The sequence below is a fragment of the Dictyobacter halimunensis genome (assembly GCF_036245075.1).
The window spans coordinates 1295866-1312525 of the sequence record NZ_BSRI01000001.1 but is presented as its reverse complement, the minus strand read 5'-3'; the positions used below and the strand labels follow the sequence as shown (position 1 = coordinate 1312525).

Below are 16660 nucleotides of genomic sequence, written 5' to 3'. Positions count from 1 at the left end.
CAAAGGTTACAGACCCTCTATCTAAAGGAGAAAAGGAACGTATGTTATTGCAGCCATTTGAAGAGATAGTGGCGCTGCCACCAGTTCAATCTGATGCTCAAACCGGGTTTTCCATTGCTATTTTCTTCACTGCTGAGCGCCCCTGGTTGGTACGTAAATGTGCCATCCTTACCAGAAACGCCGATGCCGCTGAGGACCTGGCACAGGAGACCTTACTGGAGGCATGGCGCCATCGGGATAAAGTGTATGATAGGGAAAATGAACAGCGTGAAGAGCGTCGAAGGTGGCTGGGGGCCATTGCTCACAATGTTTGCTTACGGTGGCTTCGTGAGGATAATCATGAGCGTGCCCATCGCATCCTGCCGCTACCTGGTGGCGCTGGCGATACTTCATCCAATGGAGAGGAACAAGACGAGTCGAGCCTCGAACTGCTTGCGACACCAGATCACTATGGTGTTGAGCTCGAATTTGAGCGCACGGAGTTGAGCGCCTTAGTAAACGAGGCTCTTGCTTACCTGTCGGAACCATTGCGTACGGCCCTGGTTGCTCGCTATATTCACGGTGCCACCCATGATGAAATTACGCAGCAACTGCAGGTGAATGAGGCCACCCTGGTCCAGCGTATTTATCGCGGCAAACGAGCTCTGCGCACCGTTTTGACCACACAACTGAGGGATGAGCTGGCTGCCTATGGGATCTATCAACCGGGCACGGCAACGACCGGACCGCTGGTAACGCGCATGTGGTGTCCCTGGTGTGGTAATGGCCATCTCTCCCTCCATGATAATGGGTCCTCGGACGGCCTGCTTTTCACGTGCCAGTCCTGCAACAGGCCTGCAGGCGGAAAGAAAACCATTGGCAACTGGCCAAAAGTCAGTAGTGCTGCAGCCAGATATGCCCAATTGCTACATTGGCTGCACGATTATTACTGGCAAGCTATCGATCAAACTCCAACCTGTATCTTCTGCGGTGCGTCAGCCGCGTTGACTACCCACGAGGCACACGAACTTCCACCCAGATATCGTGGCCTGGGAGACCAACCTGGCATTGCGATCACGTGCACCCAATGCCAGCGTACCCACTACAATACGCTCTCGCACTTGACCTTCGATCTACCACAAGTGCAACGTTTCTGGAAAACGCACAAACGTATCCACTGGCAACCGGGCGAGATCCACGAACATGCAGGTATCCCGGCCTGGGTTAGCACCTTCCAGAGCACCTCAGGGCACGAACAGATCGAGATTTTCATCGAGCGTCCGACCTTCCGCGTCCTGGCCATCAACGAACAATCCTAGTCCCCCACCGTGAGGGCCGCGAGCTTTAGAAATACGGCATTGTGGCTCTCGTAGTAGCTGAGCTCGCACTTTTGCAGAGGTTCTAAACATCTGCATTATTTCATCTGTGAGTATCACCAAAAGAGAGCCAGATCCCCCACGTGAGCAGGTTTGGCTCTCCGACCTCGCGCACTTGCCCTCCCATATGAGCGACTTTAACACGCGTTTCCTGGAAAAAACGCTCCCCATCAGATATACTGTTTCTCAAACGTGTGCATTGCGTACCTCATCGGGAGATCGGCAGGGATGCTCATGGCCTCACTGGTAATCAAAGGCATGGATCTGTTCTCGCATAGCAGGCCGCTCGAGCAGCCCGCCGCGTCGGGTACCTGTACGTGATCTGGGATCGCCCCCATTGCCCTCCAGCGCGTTCCGCGCAGAGTGGTGACGCGGCGTGTGGAGGGTGCCTCTCTGTAAGAGAGCATAAACCCTTTCTTCAGGCGGTGGAGTGCTGCGCTTTAAAGCACACCCCAGGCGGAAGACGAATACTCCCGCGACTTCCCGGCGGCGGGAAAGGCGGGAAAGACAAAACGGACTGGGATGGAGCCGGAATGTCCACTTTCCCTATGCACAAGATGCGCAGAAAAGCTTCCAGGACAGAGGTCGTAGGGATTCAGGTGATCATCCAAGAAGAGAGCTATACAAGCAAAGCCAGCTTTCTGGACGCTGATCGGCTGCCAACATACCAAGCCGATCGTTCGGAAACCATCACATTTTCTGGCAGACGCATTGCCAGAAGTTGGTATCGAGCCAGCGATGGAACGACAATCCACGCTGATATTAATGGCAGCTTTAACATTCTGCGGAAAAGTAACTCCGACCTTTTGCAATTGGGGCGAGGAGTAGCGGGCGCGGCAGTTCGCCTAAGACGGCTGGTCGTCTGAACGGATGACCGATAGGCATATTTGTCATCATTTTAAGGGACTGTGAACATGAATGACCGAGCAATCGCGGGAAAGTTTGTTACCGAGACGTTCGACTACGACGGTGGAAGGCCTGTGACGGTGTACGTCCCGCCAGATCCGCCCGAGGCAGTTGTCTTCGCTGGTGACGGTCAGAGGATCTCGCAGTGGGGCCGGTTCCTCGAGGCAACTGACGTCCCGCCCACGATGATCGTTGGTGGGCACGGGCTGACGGACGAGAAGCAGCGACTCCAGGAGTACTCACCGGTCTTTGACGCTGAACGGTTCGCGGCACATGAGAAGTTCTTCGTCGAAGACGTCCGCCAATGGACAGCGTCGCGGTTTGGAGTAGCGCTGCCCACTGAACGCACCGCAGTGTTCGGCACCTCGGCGGGTGGAGAGCTCGCGCTCGCTCTTGGGCTCCGGCACCCCGACGTCTACGGTGCGATTTTCTGTGCCTCGCCGGGTGGGGGCTACAAACCGACTGAGGTGATGCCTCCTCGGATTCCGCGCACGTACCTTGTTGCCGGCACGCAAGAGCCGTTCTTCCTTGAGAATGCGATGAGGTGGGCGGCCGCGCTGCGCGATGCAGGTGCGGACGTTGTCATGAAAGAGCGGACCGGATCGCACGGCGGCGCGTTCTGGCGAAAAGAGTTCCCGCTGATGGTGGCGTGGGCGTTTGGACGCGAATAGATGACCTTCTTTGTATCAAGAAAAGGACAATGAATGGGTAAGAGAAATTATCTTATCGAGGGAGTCTCCGGCACGGGCAAAACCTCGGTCTGCACAGAATTACAGCGTCGTGGCTACCAGGCCATTCATGGTGACCGGGAATTGAGGTATCAAGGCAATCCAGAAACGGGTGCACCGACGGATATCCTCACATCTGATCTCCACCTATCCCCCCTTTGGGATATAGAGAAAGTCCAAGCATTAATCGCGAACAAGGATGAGGCGGTCACCTTTTTCTGCGGTGGGTCGAGGAATTTTTCCCAATTCATCGAGTTATTAGACGGCGTGTTTATCCTTGATGTCGACCTTGACACCTGTCTTCGGCGGATTGATGAGCGCGTGGCACGGGACCCAACTGATTGGGGCGGAAGACCAGAGGAGCGGGAAATCATTGCGCGTTTGCATCAAACGAAAGAAGCCATTCCCAGCAGTGGCATCGTACTAGATGCCACACAGCCGCTTGTCAGCGTCGTGGACGAAATCCTTCGCTATGTCCGAGCTTCGGCTTGATTCGGCAAAGAGAAGTGCCCAAATACGGAGCCCAGGCAATAATCAAGTATCGCATGATCGTTATGATGGCTATCGCGATGCCCTGCAGGAGGCGGGTATCGCGCTTGATCCAGCATTGATTCTGGAAGGCGATTTTGAGCCCAGCGGCGGATATAGTTGCGCACACGCCCTCTTCGCGCGTCCCCTGGCTGAACGCCCGACGGCTATCTTCGCGGGCAGTGACCTGATAGCCTACGGCGTTATCTCGGCCGCTCAGGAATGCGGACTGCGCATTCCCAGCGATATTGCCTTGATAGGCTTCGATGATAACCCTTCATCGGCACACATGCAGCCAGCGCTGACAACGATCCAGCAGCCATTTGCTGAGATGGGCCGTCGCGCCGTTGAACTGCTTCTTCACCTGATCGATCAATCCTGCTTTCCACATTGGAGTCAGCAAGATCAGCCAGGCCTGTTCTGCGAGATACCACGCATTCAATTGCCAACCAGCCTGAAGATTCGCGAGTCATGTGGCATGCCCCTGCCTATCCATGATCGAGGGCATGATGAACGTCCTGTTGGTCCTTAATCGTTTTTTATACATGTATGGCTCTACCATATTGTGACTGATCACAATAGCATGCTTGCTTTATCACTAAACAATGGTTACATAACCGGTTATTTAGTGGTATTTTTGCGGTAATTTAGGAAAATAGGGTGCATTTCCCCTTGATTTACCAAAGAAGATAATGTATAAAGGTAATGTGATCGGTCACATAAACAGTTTGGTTTAAAACGGCATGTTAGAGAAGGGAGGTATTTAGAAGAAAAAATACGCATAGATAGATATCATTGATAAGGTGCCAGATATGCATCAAGGATTGATGCGCTGCAACAACGAACCCACAGTGAAATGGACGCTTCAAACATGCATACATCAAGGAGGATACATCGAATGGTAACCGCGTTGCTCAAAACAGGACGTTTCTGGCTTGGCTCTCTTATGCTGGCATGTATGCTGGTAGTTCTGGCGGCCCCGTTAGCCGCATCGGCCCATCCGGTGGTGGCCCTGGCCGATCCCCTGGTGGGATATGGAGCAGGAACAACCGGTGGACAGGGAGGTTCCACTGTGACCGTATCTAATCTTAGTAGCTTTACCAGTGCCGTCAGTGGCTCCACAGCCCGTACCGTGCTCTTGAATGGGACGCTCACACTGAGCGGACAGGTCAAGGTCGGCTCGAACAAGACCATCCTTGGCGTAGGCGTCCACTCCGGCTTAACGGGCGGTGGCCTGGACCTGGACGGCGTAAGCAATGTGATCATTCGCAACCTGACCATCTCTTTCGCCAAGGGGACCGATGATATCACCATCATCCGTGGCACCAACCATGTGTGGGTCGACCACAACGAGTTTTATTCTGATCGCAGCCATGGCAAAGACTACTATGATGGACAGGTTGATATCACCCGGCAGTCCGATTACGTGACCGTATCGTGGAATCGCTTCCACGATCACTATAAAACCTCGCTGGTCGGTCATTCTGATAGCTTTAGTGTCGATACGGGCCACCTGCACGTCACCTACCACCACAACTGGTTCTACAATGTTGGTTCGCGTGCACCCAGCCTGCGCTTTGGCACCGGGCACGTGTACAACAACTACTTCCAGAACATCGACACCAGCGCGGTCCATTCACGCATGAACGCCCAGATGCTGATTGAGAACAATGTTTTCCGCAACGTCAAGCTGGCCGTCACCACCACCGGTGACAGCAAGACGGATGGCTATGTCAACATGAGTGGCAATGACCTGGGTGGCGCGCCTGTAGACATCACCCGCACGGGCAACTTCACTCATGCTCCCTACAGCTATACGCTCGATCCAGCCTCGTCCGTCATAAGCGAGGTCACGGCGTATTCCGGCGTTGGCGTCATCGACTAAACACTCTATCTGCGGACCATCTACATGAGAGGATCCAGGTGGCGGATTGATCGTCCGCCACCCGAACGTGTCCCACTTTCTCTGAATATTTATGCGAGAGCGCATTTGAAGAGTTCATTATTTAAAATCTATTGTGCTCGTGGGGTTCCATTACTGACCCCACGAGCATATCCAATGGGCCGGTGCTGCCAGATGGTCTTCATTTAATGAAAAATGATTTTGAACGCATCATGTTCCTTTCTGGTTTGATCTATGTGAAAACCTTACCGTTTCTGTTACCTGTTTTACTGCTGCAGTGAGTCGGGTGTCACGACGGCTTCAATCAGTCCCGTTGTCACGTTATAGACAAGCCCAGATACCGCCCACTCGCCTGGCAGCGGATTCGCCTTGAACGCAGCAACATCGATGGCAACCGCCGTTCGAGGATCGGTGACAGCTTTGGCCCCCAGTTCTGCCTGGTCAATTTCAAAGTAGTGGGCCAGCAGGTCGGGTTTTCCGGCAAGGCGAGTGATCCCGCAGTCGGTGTGATGCATAATGATGAGGTTCCCTTTGCCGGGAGTCGCTCCTTGCGCCTGGGCGACGTTTTGGAGCATGACGATCGTTTGCCGTGTCTCTGGCGTGAACCGACCACCGATGTTGCGTATCACGAGCGCATCCCCAAATTCGAGCCCCAAAATGTGAGCCGGGTCGGCACGCGGATCGACACAGCTGACGATAATCGGCTTGGATGCAGGAAAAATGGACATGCTCGCGGTGAACTGATGTGCGGCAAAATCGTGGTTGCGCTGCTTCAGGGTGTCAAGAGTGATCATAGTGTTCCTCCTGTAGGGATAATTGTTCGTGGACACGGATATATTCCGTGCCCCTGTGGTCATTTCAATGACCACAGTTACAGCTTACAGTTTGGCATCGTCCATTGAGCGGTGTAGAGATGAAGATTTCTGTATGCGATACCGCATGCGCATCCTCCAGCCCTACACGCTCATTGAACCCTCAAGCCGTGGTTTCACGCCGCGTAAATTCAGCGGCGTGCAGCTTTACAAAGTCGAACACACTCGTCGGCATCTTGCCAGTGAGCTTGAAAAAGTCGTCCGTCATGCGGTCGTAGCGGCCCTGCGTGTGGAGGTCGGCCACCACTCCGAGATGGTTGACGACATGCGGAGGCATTCCTGCCTCCCGAAGCATATCAATCCACTGAGGGAGTGGCACATTGCGAGGGCGGATCGTCCGGCCGAGTGCCTCGGAGAAGACGCGCGCGTAGTGGTCGATATCGGCCGACTCATATCCGGTCAGATTGTACGCCTGGCCGATGTGCGGGACCGGATCGTCAAGGATGACGGATACGGCACGCGCTACATCGACAGCCGAGATAGGCGAGGTCTTGCCGCTGCCAATCGGCAATGCCAATTCGTCTGCTTCCCGTACGCTGGTAGCGGTGAAAAGCAGGAATAAGTTTTCCAGGAAGACCGTCGGCCGGACCGTGACGACCGGCAGTCCCGACCATGAGAGTGCCTGCTCCCCCAGCCAATGCAGCTTTTGCTGCGAGCTGTCTGTGGTCTCGGTGATGCTCATCTGCGAGACCGTCATCTGCGACATATTTACGAAAGCCTCGACGCCGTGCTGGCGCGCCACTGCGGCGGTGTTAACTGTGGCTTCCAGATACGCCGCAGAGACGGACATGCCGAAGTAGATGCGTGCGCACCCTTCGATCGCGCGGTGCATCGAGGCGAGATCTGTCAAGTCGCCCTGCACAACCTCGGCACCGAGCTGGCGCAATGCTTCGGCGCGCTCATCTTCCTTCCGGACCAGGGCGCGTACCTTCTGCCCCTTAGCGAGCAGCAATGCGGTGAGGTTGCGGCCGATAGCACCAAGATTGCCGGCTGCCCCGGTCACAAGGATCGGGCTGTCATGTGTAGATTTCATCGTCATACTCCTTATTTGATAGTTAACTGGTTTCTCTCCGACCATGCTGAATCTGGCGTGGCAGATGGCCAGCTGGATTAGAGGATCTCGACGGTCCTTTCCTCCTCGGCAGTCGTGCGCCAGGCCTCAGCCTTCGGGTGCGCGCTGCGCTCATGGATGGGTGAAGTGGGCGTCCGATCGATCAGCAGGCTGAGCAGCTCGGGGCGGCTGTAGTGACCGCGTGCGTCCATGAGTCGCTTGCGGGAGTCGATCTGAGCAAAGTCAAGATCTGCAATCACTTCGCCTTCCCCGGCTTTAAGCGGCTCGCCAATGATCCGGCCTTCCGGGTTGACAATGGCGGTGAAGCAGCCGCCGGAAATCGGCCCGAGAGCACACCCGGTATCCTTCATGATTTGAGCTTGCTGATCGGCATCGAGCCACGCCGTCGCGTTGACGACAAAGCAAGCGGATTCGAGGGCGTGCTGGCGGATGTTCACTTCCGTCTGCTCCGCGAACCGCTGGCCGAAGATCGATCCTGGATACATCGCTGAGTGGATCTGCTCGCCATCGGCAATGAGCGCGTAACGCGCGAGCGGCTGGTAGTGCTCCCAGCAGGCGAGCTGTCCGATACGCCCAACGGCGCTCTCGATGGCGCGCAGGCCAGAGCCGTCACCCTGACCCCAGACCATCCTCTCATGATAGGTTGGTGAGATCTTTCGGCGGTGCTGGATCAGCGTCCCGTCCGCGTCGAAGAGCAGTTGCGTATTATAGACCGAGCCGCCGTCGCGCTCGTTGACGCCGATCGAGACGACCATGTTCGCTTCCTTTGCAGCCTCGCCGATCACCTGAGTCTCGGCAGACGGGACCGTGACCGATTCTTCGAGCAGGCGCTGATGCTCCTTCCCCACCATCATGTCGTACGGAGATTGCACGAAGGCGAAGTAGGGGTAGTAGGGAACGACCGTTTCGGGGAAGGTCGCGAATTGGACCCCCTGTTTGCCCAACTCACGGATCTTTTTCACAACCTTCTCAACGGTACCCTGCCGGCTGTACAGCACGGGGCTGATCTGCACAGCGGCGGCTTTTACGATAGTGCTCATTGTCTGTTCCTTTTAACTTGACGTTGCAATATTCGTTGTGTTGTATGTTGTGCACACAATATATAGATGTTATGGAATTCGTTACAGTGTATGTTGTATACACATCATTATGAGATGCTTAGTCCATGAGCTCGGCGAGCAGGTTGCTGTTGATCACGCCGACTATAGCAGCCACATCTTATTTTCTCACCAGGCGTATTGTTTTGTGATGGAAACGGCGCCGTACGTGCGCCTCTGCCGCCGAGCCCTCCTGCACATACACCGGCTCCACTTTGTCTTGCAATGGTTTCACGACTGTCTGTAAATGTTTTTTGCGGTCAGTCAGGTATGGCCCAATAACGTCTTCTCCTGCTGGACAGACCGCCATACAGTATGCTGCCTTATAGTTTGGTTTGAATGCCAGGCTTTGCCATATTGAGAGTGTTTCTGCTGGGGTTACCTGTTCCTGATAGGCTTCTGCAGATGGGCTATCGGCCACCGTTTCTACCCATTCCTTGAAACCTCCAAGAAATTCGCGATAATTATGCGTAGAGCAAGCTTGGAAATCAAACTTCCCATCCGGGCTGATCGCTCCAACCGGACATGCAGCCACACACAATTTGCATTCCAGGCAGGGATTATAGGCGATGGGGTGGTTTTCCGCGCTAACTTCTGCTCCTATGACGATTGTGCCCAGCAGGATAAAGTTGCCAAAACGAGGATGAATGACGTTACGATGGAGTCCCATGTGTCCCAATCCGGCGGCAACCGCTATGGGTTTATGTGAGATGACATACGGTTTCTGCCCTTCCGCCAGCCTGGCCACTTCCATGGGGAAGCCTACGACTTCATTCATCGCACGTATGCCTTGCTGTTCGAGTTGCGCGGCGATCGTATGGCTGACAGCCGTGAGGTGCTCGTTGACATGATGAAATTCAGCGTTGGCGACAGAACGTGCTGGTGAGCGTACTGGTTCGCGGTTCATGCGACAGACAATACTGATCAAGGTTTGTGCAAAAGGAGCATTCGCCAGTATCTCTGCTCGCTGATTATCTACTTCTGCTCGTTGCAGGGAAACGAAGCCCACGTCATCAGCTCCAGCTTGCAGGCAGAGTTCCCGTAGCCAGTTTGTGTCCAGTGGCTGCTTGAGATGAGATTGAGAGAGATCTTCTGCCTGTCGTTTATACATCTGTTCAACGGTTGGATGTGTACGCATCTTCGAAGGCAATTCCTCTGGTTGAGGAAGGCTCTGTACATCCATAGCGTACCCCTTTCTCTTTTGGATATGACTGTCAGTGGCAAATAGCTGTATATACAGCTATTTGCCATATTTTTTTAGCGGTCTTTCATTTCGGCCAGCAAACGCAGATTGAAGAGCAAATGTTGCCAATTATCCTCTCCCATTGTACTGATGACCTGTGTTTGAGCTGCTTGCCAGTAAGGTTGAGCCTCCTGGAGAGCTTGTCGGCCCTGGGCGGTCAGCTCAAGAACTTGCGCTCGTTGATCCTCCATATCAATGCTACGCTGTACCAATTGTCTTCTTTCCAACGGCCGAAGATTGCGTGACAGGGTTGTTGGATCCATTCCTAGCTCTTCTGAGCACAATTTGATCGAGCAGGGATTATATGCTGCCAGTATGGCCAGAATGGAGAACTGTGTGATAAGGAGTTTTGTTGGGGCCAGGGCGGTATTATACAACTGTGTAATGGAGCGCGTGGCCTTCCTGAGGTTAAATCCTGTACAATTGAGCAGCTCGTGAAGACGCAGATCCTCTGTGGGTTGTGTGTCTGCCATTGTCACTATCTCCTTTCTTTATTTAGCAGTATATACAGGTAATTTAAATATTGTCAACCCAAGCTCACTTGATTCCCATGGTCTTCACACGTTTTGTACATGGGATATCGCACGACAAGATTGTTTCACGTGTGGAGCGTCTTAGTCGAGTGCCGCTATCGTCGGCTCCCATCTATCGTCCAGACGTACCCGATCCCGGGTACGTCTTCTGTCCAAAAAATTGAAAAGAGGAGTCAGGTGCAGCCGCCTGCAAACTGTTCTCACCGATGATCTGGCATTTCCTGTAATGCCCAGCTGTTCCCATCAGGGTCACTGAAGTAGACATACTTTATGCCCCCCAGATCGTCAATCTTACTTACTTCAACCCCTTTGCCCGCGAGCACTTCGCGGACCTTGTGAATATCTGCTACGACCAGATGGAGTCCTTTGAGCGTTCCAGGCTGCATGGCGGAAATTTCACCCATACCGGTTCCAATGACGATGGAACAAGCCGATCCAGGTGGGGTGAGTTGGACGACTCTCATTCCGTTCCCAGGCTGGACATCATGGTCTAGGTGAAATCCGACCTTATCAACGTAAAATACCTTCGCTCGATCAACATCAGAAACGGGTATCGGCACCAGTTCAAGTTTCATGTCCATCTGTACTTTGGCTCCTTTGTGCTCATCTCATGATACGTTCATTAATAAAGAGACAATGACCAACGCAACCAGAAAACATCACCTCCTGGTTTGCGGTCCTGTAACAAAACCATTATTTGAGCGCTTGATGCCCTGTAGAGTCCTTTATCAGTGATTTTTCATTTCAAGCTATCAGGTTTTGCGAGAACACCCCTATACTACCTTAAGCACAAAGACGCAGTCTTGTATCAAATGGCAAATGCCTCGGGCTGACTCAAACGAATGATGTGAGCAGGCGTATATCCGATAAATTGCTTCAGTGATCTAGTCAGATGAGGCTGATCGAAATAGCCTGCCTCATCAACGGTGTCGAGGATTGAGACCCCGTGCTGTAAGAGGGCCTGGGCATGCTGGGCGCGTTTCATTTGCCGAATGTGGCTTTGCGTCAAGCCTGTTGCGTGTTTGAAGCGGTGTCGCATTGTGCGCGATGGCATATCTTTGAGCTGATCTTGTAGCACCGCGTTCACAACAGGATCATATGTCAGCATACCTGCGTGCACAAGCCTATCTACAAACGTGTCCGCATTTTCATAATCGGGGAATGGCCACGCGGAACCGTTAAGCCAGAAGGACTTTCCGGTGGCGGCGGGCAGGGCTGTTTCTCTATCCAGCAAGTGCTTTGTGGGCAGATGGGGAAGAAAGGCGCCAAGCTTGAACTTGATCCAAAGAAGCTCAGCGCCTTCAGGGTAAGAGATCACACCAGAACTCGTCCACGGTCCAACAACCAGAAGGTCAGTAGTGCCATTGAGTTTCCGCAAAACCATGTGCCAACAGATCTCGGCGGGACGGAGAGGAGACCCATTGCTTTCCGTTCGACCACGTATAATCGTTTCTACATATGGCGAGTCCGACCCTCGTGCTTCAGAGATAATGCTCATGTTGTTGTTCCCTCTATTTTTGACTCGACGCACAGGTATGAATATGCTGGCAGTCGTCATTCCAGCATTGATTGATGCCTCTACATGGGGAGCATCCCAGCGTCGGTGGTCTCAATATAGCATGCGCGATAAGAAAAAACGTTTCCTATCTTGCTCTTCTCCGCATGTAGGTGTTTGAACTGCTAACTTGACCCGCTTTCGTGGTTTTCCGCATAATCTCTTTTCATGTTCTGGTTTTCCGGACGTACGGTATGAATCGCTATCAGAGTGCTGGAGGATAGCAATTCATACCTGTGCATGTGAAAAACACATGACCCGTTTTTTTCGCGAAGACCTGAGAAGCAGTGCGAAAGATATAGGTCTGAGAGTGTTTAAGACAGTAGCAGGCAAGCTACATTGGCCGCTGGAATGGTTACGGTTACTGCATGATCTGGTGAGATGGCGAGGGATGCTCCGAGCAGTTCGCGGGCATGGGTGAAGCTGGCCAGATCAATCTCCTGGGTGATCTCGGAAGAGGTGGGGTTGATCAAGAACCAGGCTTCCTGGGAGCCTAGCACGCGTCGCCGGAGGAGCAGGGGGCCGATCTTCTCCGGTTGTACACCCGCCTCGGAGAGCAGGCGTTCCATGAAGCGGTCGGACTCGGGATGCCGATGGGCCGTGGAGCAGATGCCGGCGAACGTCCCCAGCAGCACCGCCTTGCCTGATCCGACTGAATTGACGACGCCGGTGATCTCACCGTCGTGCTGGAGAATGGCCTGTCCCGTTGTGGGGGTCAGGGTTTGCAGATAGAAACTGGCGCGCAGGGATGTGTCCGCGAAGGGAGCGATGCCATTGAAGATCGTTGGGGGGGCGAACTCGCCGTAGCCACGTTCCTGTGGCGTCCACTTCGAGGCCTCTCCAGGTTCGCGTACGATGCGGACGCTCCTGTGGCGTGCCCCAAAGAGTTCCTCGCCGCCATCGACCATCTGTTTGGGTGGGCAGAAGCCGTAGTTGGTGAAGCGGCCGGGGCATGCCTCGCTGATCAGGGTGCCGCCCCGCTCGACGAAGGCGCGCAGTGGGGGGATGAGCGCGGGGTCCAGTGCCAGCGGCATGGTCAGTAAGGCGACCTTGTATCCCGCCAGCGCTCCTCTGGAGATGTCGCGCGTATCGACGAAATCGACCGGGATGCCCAGGCGCCAGAGGCGCTCGTAGTGTCCTCGCAGGTTGTAGGCGAGCAGCGCCGTCGTGTTCTCGGGAGTGCCCTGGCAGAAGTGGTAGAGATCCTCGTTGACTAGCAGCGCGACCTGGGCCTGTGGCACCTGTCCCTGAGTGAAGAGCGCCGGATTCTCGTGGATAGCGCGTGCGACGCGACCGGCCTCCTCGATGCGTTCGCTCGTTTCCCCCTCGGGATCGAGCAGGCCGAAGCCGTTGCATTCCTGCCACATGTGTTCCGCACGATGGTTCCAGAAGCTGATACCGGTCATGCCGGCGGCCAGCCTGGCCAGGACCCAGCGGCGGATATCGCTGGCTGTGAGAGTGCGACCCAGGTGCAGATAGGTGCTGATGGGACCACCCTGAAACTCGGCGCCCCACAGTGCGCGATCGCGTCCATTGGCGCAGCGAACCATATCTGTGCGCAACATCATGCTATTCCACAGCTCATACAGCACAGTGCTATGCCAGGAAGGTGTGCTGGTGGCCGCGTCGTCCCAATGATCAAACGGCGACCAGGCGGGATAGTTGCTATTGCCGAAGAAGTCTCCCACCTGTGCCCAGCGCCACTCGGCCGCCGAGCCGATTTGTGGTCCCCCCACGTGGCTGAATACCGGGCGCTGTCCCGGATCGTGTGCTTTCAGCGTCTGCGTTTTCCACTCCAGAGCGCGCGTGATAGAGATATCATCCATAAAATAGCGCCAATCGATAAAGGTTGGATTGGCTGTAAAGCGGCGCGGCGGCTCGATTTCGTCCCATGCGCCATAGGCGGTGTACCAGGTCCTGTTCAACGCATCGAGCGAGCCGTATTTCTCTTGTAACCATGAGCGGAAGCGCGCCAGGGTATGTGGGCAGTAGCAGAAGCCCAGCGGGCCGCCCTCGTTGGGCCAGAAGCCGATCTCCTGCCAGGTATTCCAGGCCCAGATGTTGCTGTAGCGGCCCAGGCGGCGTGCCACCTCCTCCACAAAGCGTATGCCCGCCTGCCGCACCTCTGGATGATCCCAGCATGGCCCCGGTTTGCCATCGGCCGGCAGCGCGTACTGGGTGGGATCGGTATGCGGCTGTCCGTTGGCATAGACCAGGTAGGCGTCGGGAAACTTCTTCCAGAGCCAGGCAGGGGCCTGTTCCATGGTCAGACCCAGGTAGATACCCAGGTCAAGCTCGCGGGCGCGGCTGATGATGCGCTCAATGCGCGAGAAGTCGTAGCTGCCCTCGCGTGGCTCATCGATGGCCCACGATTCCTGGATCTTGATCATGTTGAAGCCGAGCCGTTTGAGAAGCGGCAGGTCGGCCAGCAGCCTCTCCTGGTCTTTATATGGTTCGCGGTAGACATGAGTCCCAAAGGGGAAGGCGTCCTGTGGAAAGCGCGGCGTCAGGCCCATAGTATTGTTCCTTTCCAGATGCTTGGACAGTAGAAATCGGACGCGAGGTCCGAACGTATGGAATACGGTGTCGTGTGTCGAGAGAAATCGGACGCGAGGTCCGAACCTATGGGCGACACGGTCAGGAGACGCTATAGCGCTTGAGCGCCTCGCGATTGAGTTCGATGCCCAGTCCCGGAGTGGACGGTAGCACGATTTGTCCGTTATGGAGCTCAAGCCCATCGCTGACGACTTCGCGGCGTAGTCGTGAGCTGGAGAGCTCGGCGGGCAGGAACTCGATATAGGGACAGTGCGGGGTCACGGCGGCCAGGTGAGCGGCGGCCGCGATGGTAATGCCGGTCTTCCAGGCGTGCGGCACGATCAGGCGTCCTCGTTGGCGGGCCAGTTCGCAGACGCGCAGCGCCTCCGTCAGCCCCCCAACACGTCCCACGTCCGGCTGTGCCACGCTGATCAGACCCTGGTCCAGCAGGTCCAGGAACTCAAAGCGGGTCGCCAGCCACTCACCGGCTGAAATAGGGATCGGCTGCTCTTGAGCCAGACGCGCATAGCCCGCCAGGTCATCGGAGGGTAGCGGTGTCTCTAGAAAGAAGAGATTGAATTCCTGCCAGTCGCGGATCGTACGCAGGCAGGTATCGGCGTCGGGGAAGGCGTACTGCAGGTCGACCATCAGCGTGAAGTCAGGGCCGACCGCGCCGCGCACAGCCGCGATCACCTCGGTGACGCGCTCGAAGGGCTCGCTCAAGCCGTGGTGGCGATAGGGACCGGAGAAGGTGGCCTCCAGCTTGGCGGCCTGGAAACCGCGCTGCTGAGCCAGCAGCGCCCATTCCACCATAGAATCGCGATAGGCCGCGAAGCTGGACACCTCTGGCTGCAGCGAGGCATAGGGAGTGATCGTGGTACGCGGTTCTCCGCCCAGCAGTTGATAGCATGGCTGCCCCAGCGCCTTCCCGCGCAGGTCGTGCAGGGCGATATCCAGGGCACCCAGAGCATGGATGAGCGCGCCCCGCCGACCATTCATCGCCGATCCTATGTACAGCTTCTCCCACAGCCCCTCCACGTCGAGCGGGTCCTGTCCGCACAGCATCTCGCTCAATCCCTGGCCCATGGTATGCGTGCCGCGTGCCTCGATGCAGGCGCGGGCAATCCAGGGATTGACATCGCTCTCACCGATACCAGTCAGACCCTCGTCGGTATGGATCTCGACGATGATATCGTCCTGGGCCGAACTGCTGGCCTCAATATTCACATCCGGCACCAGCAGCACGTGGCAGTCAATGTGTGTAATCTTCAACGCGCTCTCCTTCTCTTCCATCATAGGGACATGTTCGCGGTATTTATTCGCCATCAGCAGCCATCAGTGTTGCGAGACAACCCTGGAGATAGCCGGTCGCGTGGGCATGCCCCCGATGCGACCACTCGCTATCATCGATCAGGCGTGGCACATGATCATCGATGATAAAGCCGGTGAAGCCAGTGTCACGCAGGATGCGCAGGACGCGAGCGATGTCCAGATTCCCCTCCCCGAGGAAACACTCCTGGAAGCGGGGAACGGTCCCCTGTACGTCGCGCAGATGGACGTAGAAGACCTTGCCCCGCTCACAGAAGGAGCGCAACGCCTGGTAGACGTCGGTCTGCGCCATCTCCGACCAGCTGCCCACGCAGAAATCGATGCCGTGGTAGGGGCTATCAAACTCCTGCATAGCCTGCTGGAAGCCTGCCAATGAAGAGAAGATGCGGGCGATGTTCCCCAGGGTTCCCACGGGAGGATCGTCCGCGTGCAGGGCCAGTTTCACGCCGGCCTCTTCCGCCACCGGCAGCACCGCACGCATAAAGTAGCGATAGTGTTCCCACATTGCCTCGGCAGTAATCGGCTCGTCTCCCTGCAGCGGGTGCCGTCTCAGCCCCCAGGCAAGCGTGTGACCAGCCTGCGCCAGCTGAAGATCAAAGGCAGAGACCAGGGCACCTCCACGCCCGGGCGTCGTGATGGAGGTACGCCAGACCTCATTGGGCATCCAGTGGTAGCCAAGGACAGGAATACCAGCGCGCCCCATATTGCGGATGGTCATCTGATAGCGTTCAATCTGCTCATCGCGACCGGGCAGGTTCAGCATGATCGTATCATAGAAGCCGGGCGGCGTATTTTCAAGCGCCTCCAGGCGCAGGCCATACTGCTCACAGCGCTGACGTAGCCACAGCAGCGTCTCGAACTCCCAGCATCCGCGGCCCGGAATCGTGGGGGTGTTGAGCAGTACGCCGCTCACCCCGAGCTGCCTGGCGAAGGTCAACATCTCGTGGCTGGGGTCATAAAACTGCCCGAGCGCGATGCGCATGCGTTCTGACATACATCACTGA

At 55.8% G+C, this 16660-nt stretch carries 17 protein-coding genes; 6 read left to right on the top strand and 11 right to left on the bottom strand.

Annotated features, from left to right (window positions below; genetic code table 11):
- The first annotated feature begins 41 nt into the window (after positions 1 to 41).
- Positions 42 to 1298: an RNA polymerase sigma factor gene (locus AABA21_RS05295; protein ID WP_338247951.1), complete on the top strand. Its 1257-nt coding sequence runs from the start codon at positions 42 to 44 to the stop codon at positions 1296 to 1298.
- Positions 1299 to 1525: 227 nt separating this feature from the next.
- Here the strand turns inward: AABA21_RS05295 and AABA21_RS05290 are convergent, their stop codons facing one another.
- Positions 1526 to 1762, bottom strand: a complete 237-nt coding sequence (locus tag AABA21_RS05290; protein WP_338247950.1) for a hypothetical protein — start codon at positions 1760 to 1762, stop codon at positions 1526 to 1528.
- Between the two features lie 126 nt (positions 1763 to 1888).
- Between AABA21_RS05290 and AABA21_RS05285 the strand changes: the two genes are divergently transcribed.
- The 5 genes from AABA21_RS05285 (at position 1889) to AABA21_RS05265 (ending at position 5402) form a co-directional block, all read left to right on the top strand.
- Positions 1889 to 2221 carry a zinc ribbon domain-containing protein gene (locus AABA21_RS05285; RefSeq protein WP_338247949.1) on the top strand — a complete coding sequence of 111 codons (333 nt, stop codon included), beginning with the start codon at positions 1889 to 1891 and terminating at the stop codon, positions 2219 to 2221.
- Positions 2222 to 2269: 48 nt separating this feature from the next.
- A complete protein-coding gene (locus AABA21_RS05280) occupies positions 2270 to 2932 on the top strand; it encodes an alpha/beta hydrolase (RefSeq protein WP_338247948.1) in 663 nt (220 codons plus the stop codon).
- Between the two features lie 33 nt (positions 2933 to 2965).
- Positions 2966 to 3481: an AAA family ATPase gene (locus AABA21_RS05275; protein WP_338247947.1), complete on the top strand. Its 516-nt coding sequence runs from the start codon at positions 2966 to 2968 to the stop codon at positions 3479 to 3481.
- Positions 3462 to 4049 (top strand): LacI family DNA-binding transcriptional regulator, encoded by a 588-nt coding sequence (locus tag AABA21_RS05270; protein ID WP_338247946.1) that lies wholly within the window; start codon positions 3462 to 3464, stop codon positions 4047 to 4049. Before AABA21_RS05275 ends, AABA21_RS05270 begins: the two co-directional genes overlap by 20 nt.
- Before the next feature lie 366 nt (positions 4050 to 4415).
- On the top strand, positions 4416 to 5402 hold the full coding sequence (locus AABA21_RS05265; RefSeq protein WP_338247945.1) for a pectate lyase family protein: 987 nt from the start codon (positions 4416 to 4418) through the stop codon (positions 5400 to 5402).
- Between the two features lie 284 nt (positions 5403 to 5686).
- On the opposite strand, the gene AABA21_RS05260 is transcribed toward AABA21_RS05265, so the two are convergent.
- From AABA21_RS05260 to AABA21_RS05215, 10 genes are all read right to left on the bottom strand, one after another.
- Positions 5687 to 6148: a carbonic anhydrase gene (locus tag AABA21_RS05260; RefSeq protein ID WP_338247944.1), complete on the bottom strand. Its 462-nt coding sequence runs from the start codon at positions 6146 to 6148 to the stop codon at positions 5687 to 5689.
- A 247-nt stretch (positions 6149 to 6395) separates the two neighbouring features.
- Positions 6396 to 7331, bottom strand: coding sequence for an SDR family NAD(P)-dependent oxidoreductase (locus AABA21_RS05255; RefSeq protein ID WP_420917094.1), 936 nt, complete (start codon positions 7329 to 7331; stop codon positions 6396 to 6398).
- Positions 7332 to 7402: 71 nt separating this feature from the next.
- Entirely contained in the window at positions 7403 to 8404 is a 1002-nt protein-coding gene (locus AABA21_RS05250) for a nitrilase-related carbon-nitrogen hydrolase (protein ID WP_338247942.1), read from the bottom strand.
- A gap of 178 nt (positions 8405 to 8582) precedes the next feature.
- Entirely contained in the window at positions 8583 to 9644 is a 1062-nt protein-coding gene (locus AABA21_RS05245; RefSeq protein ID WP_338247941.1) for a hypothetical protein, read from the bottom strand.
- 74 nt (positions 9645 to 9718) lie between these two features.
- On the bottom strand, positions 9719 to 10177 hold the full coding sequence (locus tag AABA21_RS05240) for a MarR family winged helix-turn-helix transcriptional regulator (RefSeq protein WP_338247940.1): 459 nt from the start codon (positions 10175 to 10177) through the stop codon (positions 9719 to 9721).
- Positions 10178 to 10437: 260 nt separating this feature from the next.
- Complete coding sequence (locus tag AABA21_RS05235; RefSeq protein WP_338247939.1) at positions 10438 to 10818, bottom strand: VOC family protein; 381 nt, start codon at positions 10816 to 10818, stop codon at positions 10438 to 10440.
- Between the two features lie 227 nt (positions 10819 to 11045).
- The gene (locus AABA21_RS05230) at positions 11046 to 11735 is read right to left on the bottom strand and encodes a helix-turn-helix domain-containing protein (RefSeq protein ID WP_338247938.1); all 690 of its coding nucleotides are present in this window, start codon (positions 11733 to 11735) and stop codon (positions 11046 to 11048) included.
- A gap of 371 nt (positions 11736 to 12106) precedes the next feature.
- Entirely contained in the window at positions 12107 to 14308 is a 2202-nt protein-coding gene (locus AABA21_RS05225; protein ID WP_338247937.1) for a beta-galactosidase, read from the bottom strand.
- 121 nt (positions 14309 to 14429) lie between these two features.
- On the bottom strand, positions 14430 to 15599 hold the full coding sequence (locus AABA21_RS05220; RefSeq protein ID WP_338247936.1) for a mandelate racemase/muconate lactonizing enzyme family protein: 1170 nt from the start codon (positions 15597 to 15599) through the stop codon (positions 14430 to 14432).
- A gap of 43 nt (positions 15600 to 15642) precedes the next feature.
- On the bottom strand, positions 15643 to 16650 hold the full coding sequence (locus tag AABA21_RS05215) for a mannonate dehydratase (protein ID WP_338247935.1): 1008 nt from the start codon (positions 16648 to 16650) through the stop codon (positions 15643 to 15645).
- Between the last annotated feature and the right edge of the window lie 10 nt (positions 16651 to 16660).

Coding starts and splice junctions, on each gene's coding strand:
- AABA21_RS05265 (WP_338247945.1), top strand. CDS start 4,416: ATGGTAACCGCGTTGCTCAAAACAGGACGTTTCTGGCTTGGCTCTCTT.
- AABA21_RS05250 (WP_338247942.1), bottom strand. CDS start 8,404: ATGAGCACTATCGTAAAAGCCGCCGCTGTGCAGATCAGCCCCGTGCTG.
- AABA21_RS05255 (WP_420917094.1), bottom strand. CDS start 7,331: ATGACGATGAAATCTACACATGACAGCCCGATCCTTGTGACCGGGGCA.
- AABA21_RS05270 (WP_338247946.1), top strand. CDS start 3,462: ATGTCCGAGCTTCGGCTTGATTCGGCAAAGAGAAGTGCCCAAATACGG.
- AABA21_RS05240 (WP_338247940.1), bottom strand. CDS start 10,177: ATGGCAGACACACAACCCACAGAGGATCTGCGTCTTCACGAGCTGCTC.
- AABA21_RS05275 (WP_338247947.1), top strand. CDS start 2,966: ATGGGTAAGAGAAATTATCTTATCGAGGGAGTCTCCGGCACGGGCAAA.
- AABA21_RS05235 (WP_338247939.1), bottom strand. CDS start 10,818: ATGGACATGAAACTTGAACTGGTGCCGATACCCGTTTCTGATGTTGAT.
- AABA21_RS05285 (WP_338247949.1), top strand. CDS start 1,889: ATGTCCACTTTCCCTATGCACAAGATGCGCAGAAAAGCTTCCAGGACA.
- AABA21_RS05260 (WP_338247944.1), bottom strand. CDS start 6,148: ATGTCCATTTTTCCTGCATCCAAGCCGATTATCGTCAGCTGTGTCGAT.
- AABA21_RS05215 (WP_338247935.1), bottom strand. CDS start 16,650: ATGTCAGAACGCATGCGCATCGCGCTCGGGCAGTTTTATGACCCCAGC.
- AABA21_RS05290 (WP_338247950.1), bottom strand. CDS start 1,762: ATGCTCTCTTACAGAGAGGCACCCTCCACACGCCGCGTCACCACTCTG.
- AABA21_RS05225 (WP_338247937.1), bottom strand. CDS start 14,308: ATGGGCCTGACGCCGCGCTTTCCACAGGACGCCTTCCCCTTTGGGACT.
- AABA21_RS05280 (WP_338247948.1), top strand. CDS start 2,270: ATGAATGACCGAGCAATCGCGGGAAAGTTTGTTACCGAGACGTTCGAC.
- AABA21_RS05230 (WP_338247938.1), bottom strand. CDS start 11,735: ATGAGCATTATCTCTGAAGCACGAGGGTCGGACTCGCCATATGTAGAA.
- AABA21_RS05245 (WP_338247941.1), bottom strand. CDS start 9,644: ATGGATGTACAGAGCCTTCCTCAACCAGAGGAATTGCCTTCGAAGATG.
- AABA21_RS05295 (WP_338247951.1), top strand. CDS start 42: ATGTTATTGCAGCCATTTGAAGAGATAGTGGCGCTGCCACCAGTTCAA.